Here is a 17,236-nt window from a genome sequence, read left to right on the forward strand (position 1 = left end):
GGCCAGGAGGGCCTCCAGCTCATCTGGTCCCGACCGAACCGGGACTAAGGGGCCTCCACGGCAACGGCCCCGCCGAAAGGCGGGGCCGTTTCTGCGTGAGCCGAGATGGACGCAGCGAAGGCTGGCTCCCTCCAACTGCTTCATCGCGCCGCCCCGCTTTCGCTCGCGCCGTTCTCGTTTAGACGCGTCTCGAGCGAGCTGATGCTGTCGAGCACGGCCTCGAAATCCGGCGGGTCACCGAAGATCATGCCTTGCATGGCCCTGTAGTCGACGCGCAACTGCTCGATCATCGCATCATGCGGGGCGAGCGTGAACGAGCCGGGCGCAGCACTCGCGAGATCGAAGTCCGGTCGATTGAAGAACATCCGGGCATGTGCGACGCAGTCCACGCCGAGCGCCGTCTCAGCGATGGCGGCTTCGCCGATCGGGTCCCCGGCGAGCAGGTGCAAGTCATAGTAATGACGGGACACGCGTTGGCCGCCCCCGCGCAGCTCGCCGCGCTTGTCGAACCAGCGCCGCAGCCCGTGGAGGATGACGACCTTGTCCCAGAAGGTGCGTTCGGGATCGACCGTGCGCACGGCCGGCACGGTCAAGTCGAGCGCCGGCAAATCATCGTCGACATAGGGTTTGATCGGCACTTCGCTGTTCGGGTCGAGCGCGGATTTGGCGCCCGACTCGATCTTGATCGCCGCCCGCACGTAATCCGATCGCGGCGTCGCTGCGGGATACCAGATCAACAGGGTCTGTCCGTCGGGATCGGCGTCGTCGGCTTCCACCCGCGCCGCGCCGGCATCGTGGCCGGCGGCCCGGAGCCGGTCTTGTAGGATCAGGGTCAACTCAGCGCGCAGCGGGCCGTTGATATAGGCTTGGCAGGCGTCCTTGATCGCATCGAGGCGCGCGCGGCGCTTGTTCCCGCTCAGCGCGTTAAGCTCCTCAATCGTAGCCGGCTCGCCGATGTCGTCCCGAAACACCGTGACATCGATGTCTTCGGAGAAGCGGTTGATCAGACCGAATCCCTTGGACAGGGAGGTTCCGCCCTTGAAGAGGAGGCGGGGTCCTCCCTCTTTCAGGCCATTGAACAAGGCATCCAGCGTCCAGCAGACCCAGAAGTCCTTCTCGATATTCTGAGATGCCGTGCCAAGGCGTAGCGCGGTCGTATCGAAGGCGCTCAACATCGTGTCCGACCCGGCCGCGAGAACCTCATCGAAAGCCGGGTTCATGCCTTCGCCCTCCGGGTTGCGCCGCGATTGGCGATTGGTTTCTTCTGGGTGGAGAGCGGTTTCGGCTTCGGAGGTACGACGACAGCGTGACTCTGATCGTTTTCACTCCTTCTTTGTCGATCATGATCTGCGCCAACATGATCAGCATCATCACGATCATCGTCGATGTGCCGACGACCAACGGCAGCATCCGCTTCGATGAGCGGCTTAAGAAACACCCGTATCCATGTCGGAAGAGCCGACATACCGGCAGTGAGATCGGCTTTGAGCGGCGGCCCCGCCGTGGGATCCTCGAAAAGCTTGGCGAGCTTGCGTTTGACCTGATCGCTTTCGCCTTCACGAACCAAGAGATCGCGCAGCCAGTGAAGCGCTTGGACGAGGCGCATTGCCGGTCGCCCGGCCCAGAACAGCTTGCTGGCCGCGGTCGGACGAAAAGTGATGGTTACGTTACCGAGCTTGATCGCGCGGCGACGGGCGTCGGTATGCACCACGATTTTGGCCGGGACGGCGTCAGTCAGGCCGAGATCGTTCGCCGCGGTCATGCCGTCGACGAGCATCCGCGTTTGGTCGCGTCGTCCAACGGCGTCGATGACCGAGCGCGGATCGGGCGGGTTGGGTTTTTGGGTGAGCTTGTTAAAGCCAGGCTGATCGTAGAGCCCGCGATCGATGCGCCTGAGGGTTTCGGCCTTCGTCAGGCGCTGCAATGCCTTATCGATGGCGTCCCGCGAGGCGAGATCCACGAAATCACTGGGCGTCCAGACCTTACGCGGTGCGTCCGCACGGATGCGGTCGAGCATGGCTGTCTTCAGATCGAGCGGGGCGCTATTCATGTCCGAAACTTGTAGACGTTTTTCGGACAGATTGCAAGTGATATGTCCGAAATACATATACAAATTTCGGACAAGGCTGGTCCAACCAGGGCCCGGCTTTTCAGAGAATTCCCCAGGCCCGATAGCGTCCCCGCCCCGTCGCCTCGCGCAAGCCGAGTTCGGCCACCAGGTCCTGGGCGGCGCGCGGCGTGATCTTCAGCTCCGCCGCGATCATGCCGGCGGAGGCAATGGGCCGGGCCAGCATGTACTCGAGCAGCGCCGGCAGTTTTGAGGTGGTGCGGCGTCCGACGAGCTTGCGCGTGAGCAGGGTGCGCTGGTTGAGCCAGCGATCATGATCCTTGAGGCCAGTCTCGGCGGCCGCGGTCATCGCCTCCAATTGAATCATCAGCCGTGCCGCCGGGTCGAGTGGTCGCCGACGTTCGCGCGGGATGGTCTTCAGCCCGGCATGCAGGCACGCCAGGTGCGTCCGGGTTTTGCCGCGTTCTCGCAGCACCGCGCCGGCGAGCAACCGGCCGAGCCACGGCGTGTGCTGCAGCGGTTCGATCCGGTCCCAGGCCTCGGCTGTGATTGCCGCCGCCAGCGCCGGCGGCAACGCGCGAGTCCGATCGACGACGCGCTGCCAGTCCTCGATCCGGGCGTCTTCGTCCCAATCGAGATCGTAGACCAGCGGATCGCGCTCGGGCTGGCGGGTGGTCTCGCCGGCGAGCGTTCGGTCGGATTTCGCGATCGCGGCGTCGACCGCGGCGAAGGCGGCGGCGAGCCGCGGGTCGGTTTCGATGATGACGCGCGGCTGATCAAGATCCTCGCCGTGCGTGTCCTCGGCATCGTTCGCGCCGGCATCGTCTCCCGTCCCTTCCTCGTGGTCGTCGCTTCCCGCTTCCCGGTCGCCCTGCCCTCCCCGTCCGCGCAAGCTTGCAAGACCAGTGACCGACACCGCCCAGTCCGGCTTCGCGTCGGCGATGCGGCGCCGCGTGCGCAGCACGGCGTGGGCCCGGGTCAGCTCGTGGGTGGGGCTGCGGATATCCATGCCGGCGTCGTGGAGAACCAGATCTTCGAGGTGGACGAGCTCACCTTCGAGCCACAGACTGGCGCAGGCGTCGGTGAAGTGGGTGCGCGCGACAAAACCATCGCGGATCGGGCTTTTGGCCAACCGCTCATCGAGGCGGGCGAGGGCATCTTCGGCAGCGGCGAGCGGGCCGGCGAGCTGGACCCATGGCAGCGGATCGGGGATGGCGTAGCCGTTTTGCAAGGGCTTGATAACCTTAACAGGAATCACCGATACGGAAGCTATCATGGCCTTGACTTCCGTCATAGCGAGGTCCGGCACACGACGTGTGTCACTATCGATAACCACTTCTTATCGATAGCGTTGGACGTCACGGCGCAAATCAGCGATTCTGGCGGCTACGAGCCCGGCAAATCACGCCCGCCGGCGCTCCGCTCGACGCGAGGACGCAGCCGTTGCCAGCCCCCTGCCCTCTTCCGGACGCTTTTCGCCGCCGCCGACGGCCGTCACTCGCTGCGCGGCACGCTCCGGTGCGGCGCGCTGGTCGCAACCTCACCGCGGGCGATCGCCACGAAGCGGCGCTTGACCTCGGCGAACAGGCCGGGCGTCAGCGCGCCGTAGTAGCCGCTCTCAGTGTCGATATTGCGCAAGTCGGGGCCCGGCCAGGTAAAGCGGTTGCTTTCGGTCAGCACGATCCAGGAGCGCTCATGGTCGAGCCGCAGGCGGTTCTTGACCGCGGCCGGAATTTCGATCGCGTCGGCCGGATTGGCCGGCGGCGTATGGGTGATCGGCAGGACGCGCACCACCGGCGTGCCGTCCTCCGTTGTTGTGACAATCGCCAGCACCAGGCACGGGCGGTCCTTGTCGCCCTCCTCGCGGCCTTCGCGGTGCTGCCAATCCCACAGATAGGAATAGCGAAAGATCCAGCCGAGCTTGATCTCAGTCGGCAGCATGTTTCGCGTCGGGTGCGCTGCTGAGATGGCCGGGATCAGGTGTCATCTCGGCAGCCTCGACCGCGGCGATCTCCGCCTCGCTCAGATCAATCGTGCGCTGGACGCGTCGGTCCCGCTTCGACAGCCGAACGAAATCCTCGTAGGCCATCAGCACCGTGCGGGGCCGGCCGTTCTTGGTGATGACCACCGGCTCGCGCACGGCGGCATCCTGGTAGGCGCCGAAGTTCTTCGAGACTTCGGCGGCGGTGACGGTCGAACTCATGGTTCAAATCTCCTTCGTTCCGTAATATACGGAAATCCCGGTAATCCCGCAAGTGGTCCTCGGCGCTTGGATGAATGGGCGGCCAGGAGACCGCCGGTATTCATAGGAGGATGCCCCGACGACGGACAATAGACGCTCAGAGCCCTCTTCGAACATCTGGACCTTGGCAGGTGCGCGGGCACGGTTTTCAGAGGTCATCGACCGTGCGCAGGCCCACCCGCAGGTCATCACCCGACACGGCCAACCGAGCGCGGTGCTCGTCTCAGCCGAGGAATGGGCGCGCAGAACAGCCCGCAAAGGCACGCTGGCAGATTTCCTGCTGGCTTCGCCTTTGCGGCAGGACCCGATGGATATCGAACGAGTCCGTGATCGACCGCGTGACATCGAACTGTGAACGGCCTGCTCACGACTGAAAGCGCACTCCGATGACCGCCCCTGCCCGCCTCCCCGATGCCGCCTCCCTCGAAACAGTCCTCGCCGGGCTCGATCCGGCCTCGGCAGATAGCGACCTGGTCCCAGCCCTCGATGCGGCGTTTCCGGGCTTTGCGTTCGGCATCGCGCCGATCGATGACGATTACTGGCGCGATACCCGATCGGTGCTTCGTCCCGACGGCACGCGGCTTGGCGAATTGCGGCCATGGATGACGGCCGAACTCGCCAGGGAAAACGGCGATGTGACGGCGGTCTGGAAGCGGCTGAAGGAGACCGGTCTGCAGATCACGGAGTGGCGGGGGACGAGCGCGTTCGTGTCGGCGCCGACCGGGCCGGGTGTGGCCGATTACGTTCAGATCGCGCTCGGTCGCGAAATCGAATGGCGCGCCGGCCCGATCGTCAATCCCAACCACCGCCCGTTTGGCGAAGAAGAACTGCTCGATCCGAGCTGGCCTCGCACCGATCAGCTCCCTGATTCGGATCGCCTCGCCGGTCCGGTCTATCGCCTGCTCGGCCGCGCCGGCGGCGCGGTGGTCCACGTCCGCAGTTTTCTGGATCGCTGCGGCCGCATCGAGCGCGATAAGCGGGAGGCCAAACGGCCCGAGTTGGAGCGGCGAATCATTCGCGAGACCGGGCCGGGCGGAACACGTGAGACGCCCTTCCTGGAGGCGGTCACGGACTATTTCGACTTTGTGCCCCGCGAGCTGCGGTTCTTTCAGGACTGGGAGGAATCGAGCGCCAGGCCGCAGCGCGTCTTCGCGCATTGGGCCCTCGATGCCCGCGACTACACCCACAAAGGCGAACGCGAAGTCGGCTTCATCCCCCGGCCGCTGAAGCTCCCGAAAGAGCGACTGCTCATGACGCCGGAGGCTTCGGTCCATCTTCTGATGGACCGGATCGAGGCCGTGGACCGCGAGGTCGGCCTGCCCTTCGGCTGGTTCTTCCTGATGACCCACGGCCATTGGGTCGACCCCGATGTCGGCCTGACGATCGCCCAAGGCCTTAAGGCGCAGCGCGTGCGGCTACCCGACCCCGACGCCCGCGTGCTATTGCGCTGGGCGGATCGCGCCTACGGTTTCTGAGGGAGCGCCGAGCATGGACGACATCACCTCTGGCGCGCTGGTCTCCGACCCCGAAACCCGGCGCGCGCTGCAACTCGACGCGCTGTCCGCGATCCTGCCGATGGAGCGGCGCGATCGGCTCGCCGAACTCCTCACCGACGACGACGTCGCGACGCTGAAGCATCTCGCGCGTGAGGGCATGGGCGAGAATTCGCTGCGGGCGCTGGCGTCGGACCTTGCCTACCTCGAAGCCTGGGCCCAGGCCGCGACCGGCGCGGCGTTGCCCTGGCCGGCCTCGGAAAGCCTGGCGTTGAAATTCGTCGCGCACCATTTGTGGGACCCGGCGAAGCGCGAGACCGATCCCCAGCACGGCATGCCGTCCGATGTGGCGGCGCTGCTGCGGAATGCCGCGATGCTGCGGAGCGCCGGCCCGCATGCGCCGTCGACGGTGAAGCGGCGCCTCGCAAGCTGGGGCACCTTGCATCGCTGGAAAGGGCAGGAGGGTCCGTTTGCCTCGCCCAGTCTGCGCGCCGCGCTACGGCTCGCGGTTCGCGCCAGCACGCGCCCGCGGCAGCGCAAGAGCAAGCGGGCGTTCACCCGCGACGTCCTGGACCGTCTGCTCGCTACCTGCCGGTCCGACCGGCTGGCCGATGCCCGCGATCTTGCCATCCTGCTGCTCGCCTTCGCCTCCGGCGGACGCCGGCGCAGCGAGGTGGCGCGGCTGCGGGTCGAGCAGCTCAGCCACGAACCGCAGGTCCCGTTTAATCCGCAGGACCCAAAATCCGAGACGTTGCCGTGCGTGGCCATTCAGCTCGGCCGCACCAAGACCGGCCAAGCGGACGAGGCGGGGAGGGTGCTGCTGGTCGGACCCCCGGTCGAGGCGCTGCGCGAATGGCTGGAGCGGGCGGACATCAGCCGGGGACCGATCTTCCGCGCCATCGACCGTTGGGAGGCGCTGGAGGAGAGGGCGCTGACGCCGCAGTCGATCAATCTGATCGTGAAGCGGCGCTGCGCGCGGGCGGGCTTGGAGGCCAGGGAGTTTTCCGCGCACGGCCTGAGATCCGGGTATCTGACGGAGGCCGCGCAACGCGGTGTCTCCTTGCCGGAGGCGATGCAGCAATCCCAGCACCGCTCGGTGCAGCAGGCCGCCAGCTATTACAACGAAGCGGGTCGCACGCGTGGGAAGGCGGCGCGTCTCGCCCTATAAGGTGGACGGTGCGCCGGGATCATTGTTGTCAGCTGACAACATGATCGTTGGAGTGGTCCATCGGGTGATGTTGTCAGCGGACAACATTCGGTGCGGAAAGGTGCAGGCACTGATTCGACGTTAGGAAGTCATTAACCCTTTAATTCTTGCTCTAATCGGAGAATCGTGGCCTTCTCTCAAAACGGAAACAAAGCGTCTGACGCTGAGAAACCGTTTTGAGAGAAGCGAATGGTACAATTAGCGGAACATCAAGTCACAAAGGACGAAACCGCGTCCGCACGTGTCACCCGCCATGCCGGCATTCTTTCTGGCCAACTTCGCTCCCTTGCCACGACGCTTTTCCCCCCTTCAGCGAGCAAAGGGCTTCGATCGTTCACATCAGGTGAAGTTGCGCGCATCGCCGGCGTCTCCGATGGCTATCTCCGACAGCTCTCGCTGGATGGCCTCGGGCCAACTCCAACAACTGGTCACGGAGGGCGCCGATCTTACAGCCTGGCTCAGATTAACGAGTTGCGCGGCTACCTCGCGACTGCACGTCCGCGAGAAGCGCTAGAGTTCCTTCCGCACCGCCGCGCCGGCGACAAACTTCAAATCATCACCGTCGCGAACTTCAAGGGCGGCTCCGCCAAGACAACAACGGCACTGTACCTCTCGCAATATCTCGCCCTTGCGGGTTTTAGGGTCCTCGCGATCGACCTCGATCCGCAAGCATCGCTCTCCGCAATGTTCGGCTATCAGCCCGAATTCGACATCGCTGAGAACGGAACGCTGTACGGTGCAATTCGGTATGACGAACATCGCCGCCCGATGCGTGAAGTTGTCCGGTCGACCTATTTTGATGGAATAGGGCTTGTTCCTGGCAACCTTGAGCTCATGGAGTTTGAGCACCATACGCCTCGCGCAATGATCGAGCGGCGCGAACGCGGCCACGACCTGTTCTTCCGCCGCGTCGCCAGCGCCATCGATCAGGTTGCCGATGACTATGACGTCGTTGTTATCGACTGCCCGCCTCAGCTTGGTTACTTGACGATGGGGGCGTTGAACGCTGCAACGGCGATGCTCGTCACGATCCATCCGCAAATGGTCGATGTCGCGTCTATGAGCCAGTTCCTTCTAATGACGTCGGATCTCATGTCCGTTATCGAGGAAGCTGGCGGCCGACTGGACCATGATTTCATTCGCTACGTCATTACGCGGCACGATCCAAATGATGTGCCCGAAGCTCAAATTGTAGCCCTCCTTCGGAACCTGTTTGGATCGGATGTACTACAGGCCACGGTGTGGAAATCGACCGCAATCGCCAATGCCGGTCTCACCAAGCAATCGCTTTATGAGCTTGAGCGCGGCTCCGTGGGACGAGGCACTTACGATCGGGCGTTGGAATCAGTTGACGCCGTCAATGCCGAAGTCTCGCAACTTCTAAAGAAGGTGTGGGGTCGATGAACAAGCGCACTGACACCATCAAGAGCCTTTTCACGGCCCCACAATCGAACCCGTTGTCCGCTGACAACGCCTCCAGCGCCTTGCCACGGGTATCGTCCGGAACGGTCCGCTCGTTGAAGGATTCCTTCTCTGAAGTTGAGAAGGAGAACGAGGATCTTCGCGAAAGAATAGCGTCCGGAGTGCTGGTGGTCGAAATCGACCCCTCGCTTATCGATCCGTCACCGCTGGCCGACAGATTCCGCGATGATGATGATAGCTCGTTCGAGGCCCTCAAACAGTCGATCGCACAGCGTGGCCAAGAGGTGCCCATTCTCGTTCGGGAGCATCCCGAAGAAAAGGGGCGCTATCAGAGCGCTTATGGTCATCGGCGAGTTCGAGCTACGCGCGAACTAGGCATTCCCGTCAAATCAATCCTTCGATCACTTTCCGACGAAGCGCTTGTCGTGGCTCAAGGTCTCGAAAACGCTCCGCGCGAAGATTTGAGCTTCATTGAACGCGCCATATTCGCCATGCATATCGAAGACGCTGGGCATAGCCGATCAGTCGTACAAGATGCACTGTCTATCGACAGGGCGGAGGCTTCGAAGCTTCTCGCTGTCGCTCGATCAGTGCCGCACGACGTTGTTCAGGCGATCGGGAAGGCGTCGAAGGTCGGTCGCGGCCGCTGGCAATCCTTCGCCGAAATGGTCAAGGACGCGGCTGCGCTCAAGCGCGTCAGAGCAGCCATCGCTGATCCGAAATTTGCAGCGCGCGAAACTGACGCAAGATTCGTCGCCTCATTTTCGGCAGCCAGCCGGCCATCTCCCAAGACGACTTCGAGGCCCTCGGAAGAGAGGTCGGTCTTGTCCACCTCCGGTGATAAAATTGCGCGTATTCGTCAAAAAGAGCGCGAACTGAAGCTTCTCATCGACAAGAATGTACCAGCAACATTTGCTGCATTTCTTGTCGACCAACTCCCGGCCCTGTTCGACGCTTTTTCCGAGGCGGGCGAGGGCCAGGAAACCACCGAGGCCTGAGGGCCTCATCCTCTAAACTCGAACCAGGAGCAGTCACGGAAAAAGAAAAAAGGCCCCCGAAACGGAGTTCCGGAAGCCTTCTCTTCAAGTTTGGCGACTGACAGAGAATCACTTTCGCGAATCACAGTCAAGAGACTCGACGCGATTTTATCGCCGTTTCGGTGAGCAGATTTTCTTTGCCCAACTGAGGCAAGGACATGCAGTCACACTCTCCAACGACGCCCTTCGGGCGGCGATCGCTGACGCTTGCCCATGTGGCAAGCCAAATGGGAGCTACGGCGCGGCCCCCTGAAAAGGTCGTGCACAAATGGAATATCTTCCACGCCATCTGTACGGCGCGGCCGCGCCTCGGGGTGTCCGAGCGCTCGCTTTCCGTGTTGAACGCGCTCCTGACGTTCCATCCGGAGACGGCACTGACAGGGGAGGACGACCTGATCGTCTTTCCGTCCAACGACAAGCTCACGTTGCGCGCGCACGGCATGCCCGCTTCGACATTGCGCCGCCACCTCGCCGTCCTGGTCGACGCTGGGTTGATCATTCGGCGTGACAGCCCAAACGGCAAGCGCTACGCGCGGAAGGACAACGCCGGCGAGATTGCGCTTGCCTTCGGCTTCGATCTGTCGCCGCTCGTCGTGCGGTCAGAGGAGTTCGAGCACCTGGCGGCCGACATCGAAGCAGAGGCGCGCGCGCTCAGGCTGGTGCGCGAGCGCATCACGCTTTGCCGGCGCGATATAGCCAAGATGATTGCCACCGGCATCGAGGAGGGTGTCCCGACGCGTAGGGGAGGGCAGGGGCCGGCCGATTGGCAAGAGGTCCACGCCGCCTTTAGGGCGATGCTGGGCCAGATTCCGAGGACCGCCACGCGGGAGCAGCTCGAGCCAATCGCCGACGAGCTGTCGCAGCTGGCCGACGATGTGCTCAATCTTCTGGAAGCCCACATTAAATCCAAGAATCCGAGCGCCAATGAGTCCCAGTCTGAGCGCCACATACAGAATTCAAATCCAGATCCCCTAATTGATCTTGAACCGGTCTTCCAAGAAGGCCGGGCGGCGAGGGCTGAGCCAAGCTCTCAACCGTCACGGGTTGCGGAGGGATCGTATCCGTTGGGAATGGTCCTGGACGCGTGCCCCAGCATTGTCGATTACACCAAGGGCGGCATTTCGAATTGGCGGGATTTCATGGCGACCGCGGCGGTCGTTCGATCGATGTTGGGGATCAGCCCCAGCGCCTGGGAGGAGGCGCAAACCGTCATGGGCGAGGTGCAGGCGGCGATCGTCGTCGCGTGCATCCTGCAGCGCGGTACAGCGATCAATTCGGCCGGCGGTTATCTGCGCGGGTTGACGCGAAAGGCGCAGGCCGGCGAATTTTCGCTCGGTCCGATCCTGATGGCGCAGATCAATTCGCGCCTGCGCGAAAAGAAGCGGGCCTGATGCGTGGAGTCCGGGTCCGCGCGCCTCGCCACGGGCGACCAGAGCCGATCGCCGCAGTAGGAGGAGGCCTTGCTGGCGGGCGTCCAAGCACGGGAGAACACGTCGGCGCACGTGGTCTCGATCGATTACCAGCGCAGGATAGATACGCCTGGATTTGGGAAATCCGGGTTTGTCGGGCCGGGCTGTCGGGCCGGTCTTGTGTCTCATGACATAAGGTGGTATATTTGTGTCAATTGGCATAGGAGTGGGCTTATGAGCCAAGTTTTGATTGCACGGACAGCTGATCCCGCGACAAGCGAAGTGACCCAGGCGGAAGCGGCTGCAATGCTCCGGGCGGTGGTAAATCTCCTCCGGCTTTGGAAAGTAAACGATAGTCAGGCGCGGGTGCTTCTTGGGCAACCAAGTCCATCGACCTTCTATCGATGGAAACGGGGCGAGATCGGTGCGGTGCCACCTGACACCGTGTGGCGCCTTGGAGACCTGATGGGTATCCATAAAGCCTTGCGCCATCTTTTTACAGAACCGGAGCGCGGCTACGCCTGGGTTTCGAGACCTAATACGGCTTTCGGCGGCAAGTCGGCGCTTGATCGGATGTTGGCGGGAGCGCCAAGCGATCTGACGGCGGTCCGCAACTACCTTGACGCCGAGCGCGGTGGCTGGTGACGTCCATTCCGCCGCTTGCCGATGTCGATTGGTCTGTCAGCCATCGTATCATCCGCACGATCTATCCTCCTGTGTGGCTATTCGAAGACATCGCTGATCCCGCCGATTGGGATCTGATTGCGAGCGCCGAGGCGAAGACAAACCCGCGGGTGCGCGATCAGATCGGCGATCTCAGCCTAGTTCCCGTCGAACGGCGCGTCTCCGGTCCCACCTCTAGCTTGGCGATGGCGGCGTTCACCCATGTTTCTCGCGACCGTCCGGGACGCTTTTCCGACGGCAGTTATGGGGTCTGGTATTGTGGTGATCGGTTTGAGGTCGCTTTGGCTGAAACCGCACATCATTTCGAGCGGTTCATGGCACGCACGAATGAACCGCCGGCCGACGCGCAGTATCGCGAACTCAGAGCGCATGTCGCCGGATCATTGCATGATTTGCGAAACGGCGGATTCGATGATTGTTTGCAGTCCGATGACTGGAAGCCAGCCCAGCGGCTTGCATTTTCATTGAAGGATTCGGGCAGCGAAGGAATTGTCTATCCAAGTGTGCGCTGGCCGACCGGGCAGGCAGTCGGGTTGTTCTGGCCGAATCTTATCCGCCTTCCTGTCGTTCAGGCGCGAACGCTTCAGTACCATTGGGATGGCACCCGGATGACACGGTATTTCATCATTGGTGAGGCCGACTGGTACGCGCGCCCGACACCTTGAAAAGCAGCCGCATGGCTTGACAAAGGCATCCTCCGGCGAGTTTTCAATCGGTCGATGATCGTCGCTTTGATGCGCAAGCAGAGCCAAAAAATGCGATCGCGTCATAATGACGGTCCCTAAAAAGCTATGGCTGATCTGATTTGGGTGACCGGACAGCGGAGCTAAAATGTCGTCACGATCGTTCGCTATTGTGATGGCTTCTGTAGCTGTCCACAAACGGGTTGGACGATGGCCTCGTCCAATAACGCGGCATCCGAAGCGCGGAGGAGGCAATCATGGCCAATGATCGATCTGGCGCGCTAGATTTTGTGCCGTTCTTCGAACCAGAAGCTTCCGACAATCTCTATCCGGATCGTTTCGTCGCAGGCTTTAAAGGTTCGGACGGTACGCGCTGGGGTGTTGTGCCGCTTGAATGCAGCATCGTCGAACGGGCAGTCTTGCTGAGTATAACGTTCAAACCACACCTAGATTCCAACGGAATGGTGCAGGCGTGGCCGAAAGATAATGACGACGAGATGTTTGGTGAGATGATGAAGCTTGGTCTGCTTGAAAAGGCCGGTCTCGATGACCTGATCGCGGAAACCCTGGAGGCCGACCAAAATGAGCCGGATCACGGCGCGGACGGCGTTTTACCCGAATACGTTGTGCTGCGCGATCGGCTGCAGAGGGCCCTGTCTCTTGTCGAACGGGAGATCGCGAAGCGTGCGGCCCGAAGTCCAAAAGGTGCGTAACCAAATAAATTGTTATTCACCGGTGCCAAGCCAAGTTTGGGATTAATCTTGTAGGGCCCATTCTTTCGAACAACTTCTTCTTCTCCATACTACAACGGCGCCCGCCCTTCTGGCTTCCATCCCTGGCACCAAGAAGGCGCGCGCACTCCGCTTAGCGTCGCGAACCCATCTGCTGAACATGTTGGTTTGAACCAACAGTCTCAGATAACAGCTTCGCCTTTCGCTCTGTCACTTTTTTTTCTCCCCCCCGGCGCGAATTTGCTGTCAGATCGTCGTCCGTTTTTGCCATCGGCCGACCCTGACTCTTCTGGCAGGGGATTTTGCCCGCGGTCTTTGACATGGTCCGGTTGATCGCCGCGGCGCGGTGTTGGTTCAAACCAACACCGCGTGTGGCAGCTCCAGCGAACATGCTTAACGGTACGCTGCATGATCGCAAAATCGCGGTCGCGGCCCGGATGACCATTGATGAAGCAGGCCCATATCCCATTGTCAGGGGCTGACTTATGAACACCCTCGTCATCAACAACCAGAAAGGCGGTGTCGGCAAGACGACCCTCGCCGTTCATCTTGCCTGGTTCATGGCGGAGTCGGGCCGGCGGGTTTTGATGATCGATGCCGACGCGCAAGGCAATGCGACCGACACGCTCAAACGTCACGTGGGAGAGACTTCGGCGGCCGGTCTGTTCCAGACGGGGGCGCGGATTGTCGCCAGCGGGGACAGTGGCATCACGTTGGCGCCAGCCGACAGTTCATTGACCGACGTTGATCGCGGCAGTGCCGCTGCGGTGATGACCCTTCAGCAGAATCTTGTTGCTGCTGCTGAACTGTTCGACATTTGCGTCATCGACACACCGCCGTCGCTTGGACTTCGCAGCGTGGCATGTCTGGTTGCGGCCTCGCATGTGTTGGCACCCATCTACCTTGAGGACTATTCGGTGAAGGGCGTCAAAGGCCTGCTGCAGACCGTGATCGGGGTGCAACGCCGTTACGGCCGCGAGGGCATGACCTTCCTCGGCTTGTTGCCATCAAACTTCAACACCAAATCGCCGCGCCAACGAAGCCATCTGGAGCAGTTGCTGCGCGAAGCCGGCAAGTATGTCTTCCCGGGCCATATTGTGGCCCGCGACGGCTATGCCGAAGCTGTAGCGGAACGAGTCCCGGTGTGGAGTCTCAAGCGCCGCTCGGCTCAGGAGGCCGGCCGGGAAATCCGCGCTGTTCTCGCCAAGATCGAAGAACGGCTCGACGAGGAGATGACTGGTGACGCTCGACCTTAGTTTCAAAGATCTTGCCGACGTCGCTGAAAAGGGAAGCAGCGGCGCCGGGTGCCCGCTTCGCATTCCGATCGACCGCATTGACGAAGACCCAGATCAGCCGCGCCGTGTCTTCAGCGAGCAGGAACTCGATGAACTTTCGGCAACAATCCGCGAACATGGCGTGCTGCAACCTATCCTGGTTCGCTGGTCCAACCAGGAGGGCCGATACGTTATCGTCATGGGCGCGCGCCGGTATCGCGCTGCGCTGCGTGCCGGGTTACAGGAAATCCCGGTATTTTTGCAGGAGGGTGGCGAACCGGATCGATACGCTCAGATGATCGAGAACATCCAGCGCGACGATTTGCGCGCGCCCGAGATAGCCGCGTTCGTCGCGAGCCGTCTGGACGCCGGCGACACGCAGGCCGAAATTTCGCGAAAACTCGGCAAGCCAAGAGACTGGGTGTCGCGGTTCGCCTCGGTTCAAAGCATGCCAGAATTTCTTCGGGCGAGGCTCAAGAGCTCGTCGATCCGTGCGCTCTATGAGCTCTATCAGGCTTGGCGCACCCATCCAGAAGCGGTCGAGCGCTTTTGCGCGACGCAGGACAGTTTTACCGATGCCCAGGCCCGCCAGTTGGCCCGAGACTTACGCGCCGGGTCTGATGACTTCAATGCTCAGAGCCAGTCGGCTGCTGAATTTTCGTCACCGGAACGACGCGACTTGGCGCCGAGAGCCTCGCTGTGGCGGACGTCGAGCAAGGACAGAGAAGCAGACGCAGATGCGGAAACCGGTGCCTCTCCGGCGAGGCTACGTGTCGCTCCACAATCGCGGTCGGCAGCATCCCTGACCATCAAAGTGCGGCATGAGCATCGGACCGGCCAGCTCGTTTTGGATCGCATCCCCTTGCAGGGCACCCGCCATGCCGTGGTGTTAGTAGATGGTGCGGAGGACACGGAAGAAGTAGCCGTCTCGGCGCTCACGATCGAGGAGATCCTTTTGCCATGAGGTTCTTCTTCTATTGCTGTTGGAGCAACGAAGTCTTGCGGCGGGTACCGGTGGAGCGACGTTTCCACCCGAAGGGTGGCGCGTCAGCGCAGCAGCCGAAGGCCGAACGCGCTTCCCATAGCGCCGTAGTGAGGCCGCAGGCTGCTGAAAGGTCGCGGTCCACAACCTCGGAGCCGGTCGGTCAGCCCGTTTACCGCTGTGCTGATGCTACTTTGGCGGCAGCTCTCACTCTGCAAGCCACTGGCACTGGCCAGTTCTCACTGACAGCTATTGAGCATTCGCCATTTTGCGGGCTCGGTATGGACGGCTTCGAACTCGAAGGATGTTGGTTCAAACCAACACGGAGGAAGTGGTCTCAGCTTTTTCTAGTGCAGGATAGGCTTCGCGCCAGCGATGTATTACATCGCGATTGGGATTGGAGCGGATGGCGCTGATCTCGCTTCGGATACCCGACGAGGTCGCCGCGCGCTTGTCGGCAGTTGCGGCTTCCGAAGGCGGCAAGTCCGCCTTGTTGCGTCGCCTCATCGCTGATGTGCTGAATGCATCGCCGGCGCGGACTGCGCTGTTGCCGGTGGGCAGGCCGCAGAAAATCACCGTACGATTTCGGGAAAGCGAGATGCGGCAGCTCGCGGACACAGCAGGGCAGCGCGGTATGACGCGAACGGGCTGGATTGTAGCGCTCGTACGCTCGCGATTGGGATCGCCGGTGCAGCATTCTCTCGAAGAACTTGCCGCGCTTCGCGCCATCGTCCGCGAGCTGAACCGCATCGGTGGTAACATCAACCAGATCGCGCGCGCCGCAAATACCAGCGTGCTGCAGGGCAGGGTGGTTGAACCTGATCTGTCCGCAATCCGCGATGCCAGATCCGCGATCGAGTTAGCACTTGCGCAATTGCGTGGCGCACTCGATGGCAACGCGGATTATTGGGAGACACGACGATGACCCGGCGTCGCTCGCCGCAACAGGCTGACCCGCTCGTCGAACTGCCGCCGATCTCGTATGTGTGGGAGACGCCCAATCGGCGTCCCCGGCGCGCGGAATGGGACACACCCGATCTGGCCGTTCCCCGGCGTCTCACGCCGGCGATGCGTGCGAAGCTCGAACGCATCGTGAGCCGAGTGCCGGAGGTGATGGTCAAGATCACCGGCCGCACCAAGGGTGTGGCGCATCTCAAATCGCACCTCGCTTACATTACCCGCAACGGCGAACTCGACGCCGAAACCGAGCAGGGCGCGGCGATGACGGGCCGGTCCGGATTGAAGGATCTGCAGCAACGATGGGAGGATGATGCTGTTCTCGACGACAAGCGCCGCCGCGATGGATCGCTTTCGATCAACATCATCCTGTCCATGCCTGCGGGAACTGACGCAGTTGCGGTCAAGGATTCGGCGCGGGCGTTTGCGATCGAAACCTTCGGGTACAATCACGACTATGTCTTCGTCCAGCACCTCGACGACAAACACCCCCACGTCCATCTGACCGTTCAGTCTTTGGGCCATGACGGCCGACGTCTCAACCCGCGTAAGGCAGACCTTCAGGCCTGGCGCGAACGGTTTGCCGGAGAGCTTCGGCTTCGCGGGATCGCGGCGGAGGCAACACCGCGACGAACCCGGGGACGAATTCGAAAAGCCGACCGCGGGGCGGTGCTGGCCTTGCGCGAGCGAAAGATTGCGCCCGAGGTCGATCGGCTCGCGCGGGAGGAAGTTGTCCGCGAGGTGAGGAGCGACAAGACGACCAAACGACCTTGGGAGGCTCGAATCCGATCACGTCAGGACGCGATCCGGCAGCGATACCTCGACTACGCAGCTGAGCTGCAGCGCTCTGGGACGGTGCGCGATGGCGCGCTCGCGCGACAGATCCGTCAGTTCGTCAAGGACATGCCCGCGGTCGAAACCCGCCGATACGTGTTGAAGAGGGAGCTTTCGGAGCTTGCCGATAACCGGCGTCGCGACGCGGAGCAGAGCTACGACGCTGACCAGCGCGGTGATCCGCGAGGCGACGAACGCAGCAAGTAGCCAACA

Annotated in this window: 18 protein-coding genes; 13 read left to right on the forward strand and 5 right to left on the reverse strand. The window is 62.1% G+C overall.

Going from position 1 to position 17,236, the window contains the following annotated elements:
* Window positions 1–140 precede the first annotated feature (140 nt).
* The 5 genes from M2427_RS40525 to M2427_RS40545 form a co-directional block, all read right to left on the reverse strand.
* Complete coding sequence (locus tag M2427_RS40525) at window positions 141–1,220, reverse strand: nucleotidyl transferase AbiEii/AbiGii toxin family protein (protein WP_021078757.1); 1,080 nt, start codon at window positions 1,218–1,220, stop codon at window positions 141–143.
* Complete coding sequence (locus M2427_RS40530) at window positions 1,217–2,017, reverse strand: DUF6088 family protein (protein ID WP_280712327.1); 801 nt, start codon at window positions 2,015–2,017, stop codon at window positions 1,217–1,219. Before M2427_RS40530 ends, M2427_RS40525 begins: the two co-directional genes overlap by 4 nt.
* A 133-nt stretch (window positions 2,018–2,150) precedes the next feature.
* Window positions 2,151–3,362, reverse strand: coding sequence for an RHE_PE00001 family protein (locus tag M2427_RS40535; protein ID WP_280712328.1), 1,212 nt, complete (start codon window positions 3,360–3,362; stop codon window positions 2,151–2,153).
* Window positions 3,363–3,562: 200 nt separating this feature from the next.
* Entirely contained in the window at window positions 3,563–4,009 is a 447-nt protein-coding gene (locus tag M2427_RS40540; protein ID WP_021078754.1) for an acyl-CoA dehydrogenase, read from the reverse strand.
* Window positions 3,996–4,271: a type II toxin-antitoxin system Phd/YefM family antitoxin gene (locus M2427_RS40545; RefSeq protein ID WP_011505052.1), complete on the reverse strand. Its 276-nt coding sequence runs from the start codon at window positions 4,269–4,271 to the stop codon at window positions 3,996–3,998. Before M2427_RS40545 ends, M2427_RS40540 begins: the two co-directional genes overlap by 14 nt.
* Before the next feature lie 154 nt (window positions 4,272–4,425).
* Between M2427_RS40545 and M2427_RS40550 the strand changes: the two genes are divergently transcribed.
* The 13 genes from M2427_RS40550 (at window position 4,426) to M2427_RS40610 (ending at window position 17,230) form a co-directional block, all read left to right on the forward strand.
* A complete protein-coding gene (locus M2427_RS40550; RefSeq protein WP_280712354.1) occupies window positions 4,426–4,665 on the forward strand; it encodes a type II toxin-antitoxin system Phd/YefM family antitoxin in 240 nt (79 codons plus the stop codon).
* 31 nt (window positions 4,666–4,696) lie between these two features.
* Entirely contained in the window at window positions 4,697–5,785 is a 1,089-nt protein-coding gene (locus M2427_RS40555) for a hypothetical protein (protein ID WP_280712329.1), read from the forward strand.
* 13 nt (window positions 5,786–5,798) lie between these two features.
* Complete coding sequence (locus tag M2427_RS40560) at window positions 5,799–6,971, forward strand: site-specific integrase (protein ID WP_280712330.1); 1,173 nt, start codon at window positions 5,799–5,801, stop codon at window positions 6,969–6,971.
* A gap of 228 nt (window positions 6,972–7,199) precedes the next feature.
* Window positions 7,200–8,414: a plasmid partitioning protein RepA gene (gene repA / locus M2427_RS40565; protein WP_280712331.1), complete on the forward strand. Its 1,215-nt coding sequence runs from the start codon at window positions 7,200–7,202 to the stop codon at window positions 8,412–8,414.
* Window positions 8,411–9,430, forward strand: coding sequence for a plasmid partitioning protein RepB (gene repB / locus M2427_RS40570; protein WP_280712332.1), 1,020 nt, complete (start codon window positions 8,411–8,413; stop codon window positions 9,428–9,430). Before repA ends, repB begins: the two co-directional genes overlap by 4 nt.
* 197 nt (window positions 9,431–9,627) lie before the next feature.
* Window positions 9,628–10,860, forward strand: coding sequence for a plasmid replication protein RepC (gene repC / locus M2427_RS40575; RefSeq protein ID WP_280712333.1), 1,233 nt, complete (start codon window positions 9,628–9,630; stop codon window positions 10,858–10,860).
* A gap of 252 nt (window positions 10,861–11,112) precedes the next feature.
* Window positions 11,113–11,523 carry an MbcA/ParS/Xre antitoxin family protein gene (locus M2427_RS40580; RefSeq protein ID WP_280712334.1) on the forward strand — a complete coding sequence of 137 codons (411 nt, stop codon included), beginning with the start codon at window positions 11,113–11,115 and terminating at the stop codon, window positions 11,521–11,523.
* A complete protein-coding gene (locus M2427_RS40585) occupies window positions 11,520–12,227 on the forward strand; it encodes an RES family NAD+ phosphorylase (RefSeq protein WP_280712335.1) in 708 nt (235 codons plus the stop codon). The genes M2427_RS40580 and M2427_RS40585 overlap by 4 nt, the downstream gene beginning before the upstream one ends.
* Window positions 12,228–12,502: 275 nt before the next feature.
* Window positions 12,503–12,958 carry a hypothetical protein gene (locus M2427_RS40590; RefSeq protein WP_280712336.1) on the forward strand — a complete coding sequence of 152 codons (456 nt, stop codon included), beginning with the start codon at window positions 12,503–12,505 and terminating at the stop codon, window positions 12,956–12,958.
* Between the two features lie 503 nt (window positions 12,959–13,461).
* On the forward strand, window positions 13,462–14,232 hold the full coding sequence (locus tag M2427_RS40595) for a ParA family protein (RefSeq protein WP_280712337.1): 771 nt from the start codon (window positions 13,462–13,464) through the stop codon (window positions 14,230–14,232).
* A complete protein-coding gene (locus M2427_RS40600) occupies window positions 14,216–15,214 on the forward strand; it encodes a ParB/RepB/Spo0J family partition protein (RefSeq protein WP_280712338.1) in 999 nt (332 codons plus the stop codon). Before M2427_RS40595 ends, M2427_RS40600 begins: the two co-directional genes overlap by 17 nt.
* A 424-nt stretch (window positions 15,215–15,638) precedes the next feature.
* On the forward strand, window positions 15,639–16,157 hold the full coding sequence (mobC, locus tag M2427_RS40605; RefSeq protein ID WP_280712339.1) for a plasmid mobilization relaxosome protein MobC: 519 nt from the start codon (window positions 15,639–15,641) through the stop codon (window positions 16,155–16,157).
* Window positions 16,154–17,230: a relaxase/mobilization nuclease domain-containing protein gene (locus M2427_RS40610; protein WP_280712340.1), complete on the forward strand. Its 1,077-nt coding sequence runs from the start codon at window positions 16,154–16,156 to the stop codon at window positions 17,228–17,230. The genes mobC and M2427_RS40610 overlap by 4 nt, the downstream gene beginning before the upstream one ends.
* Window positions 17,231–17,236: the final 6 nt, after the last annotated feature.

The organism is Bradyrhizobium sp. BR13661 (assembly GCF_029892425.1).
Classification (GTDB): Bacteria; Pseudomonadota; Alphaproteobacteria; order Rhizobiales; family Xanthobacteraceae; genus Bradyrhizobium.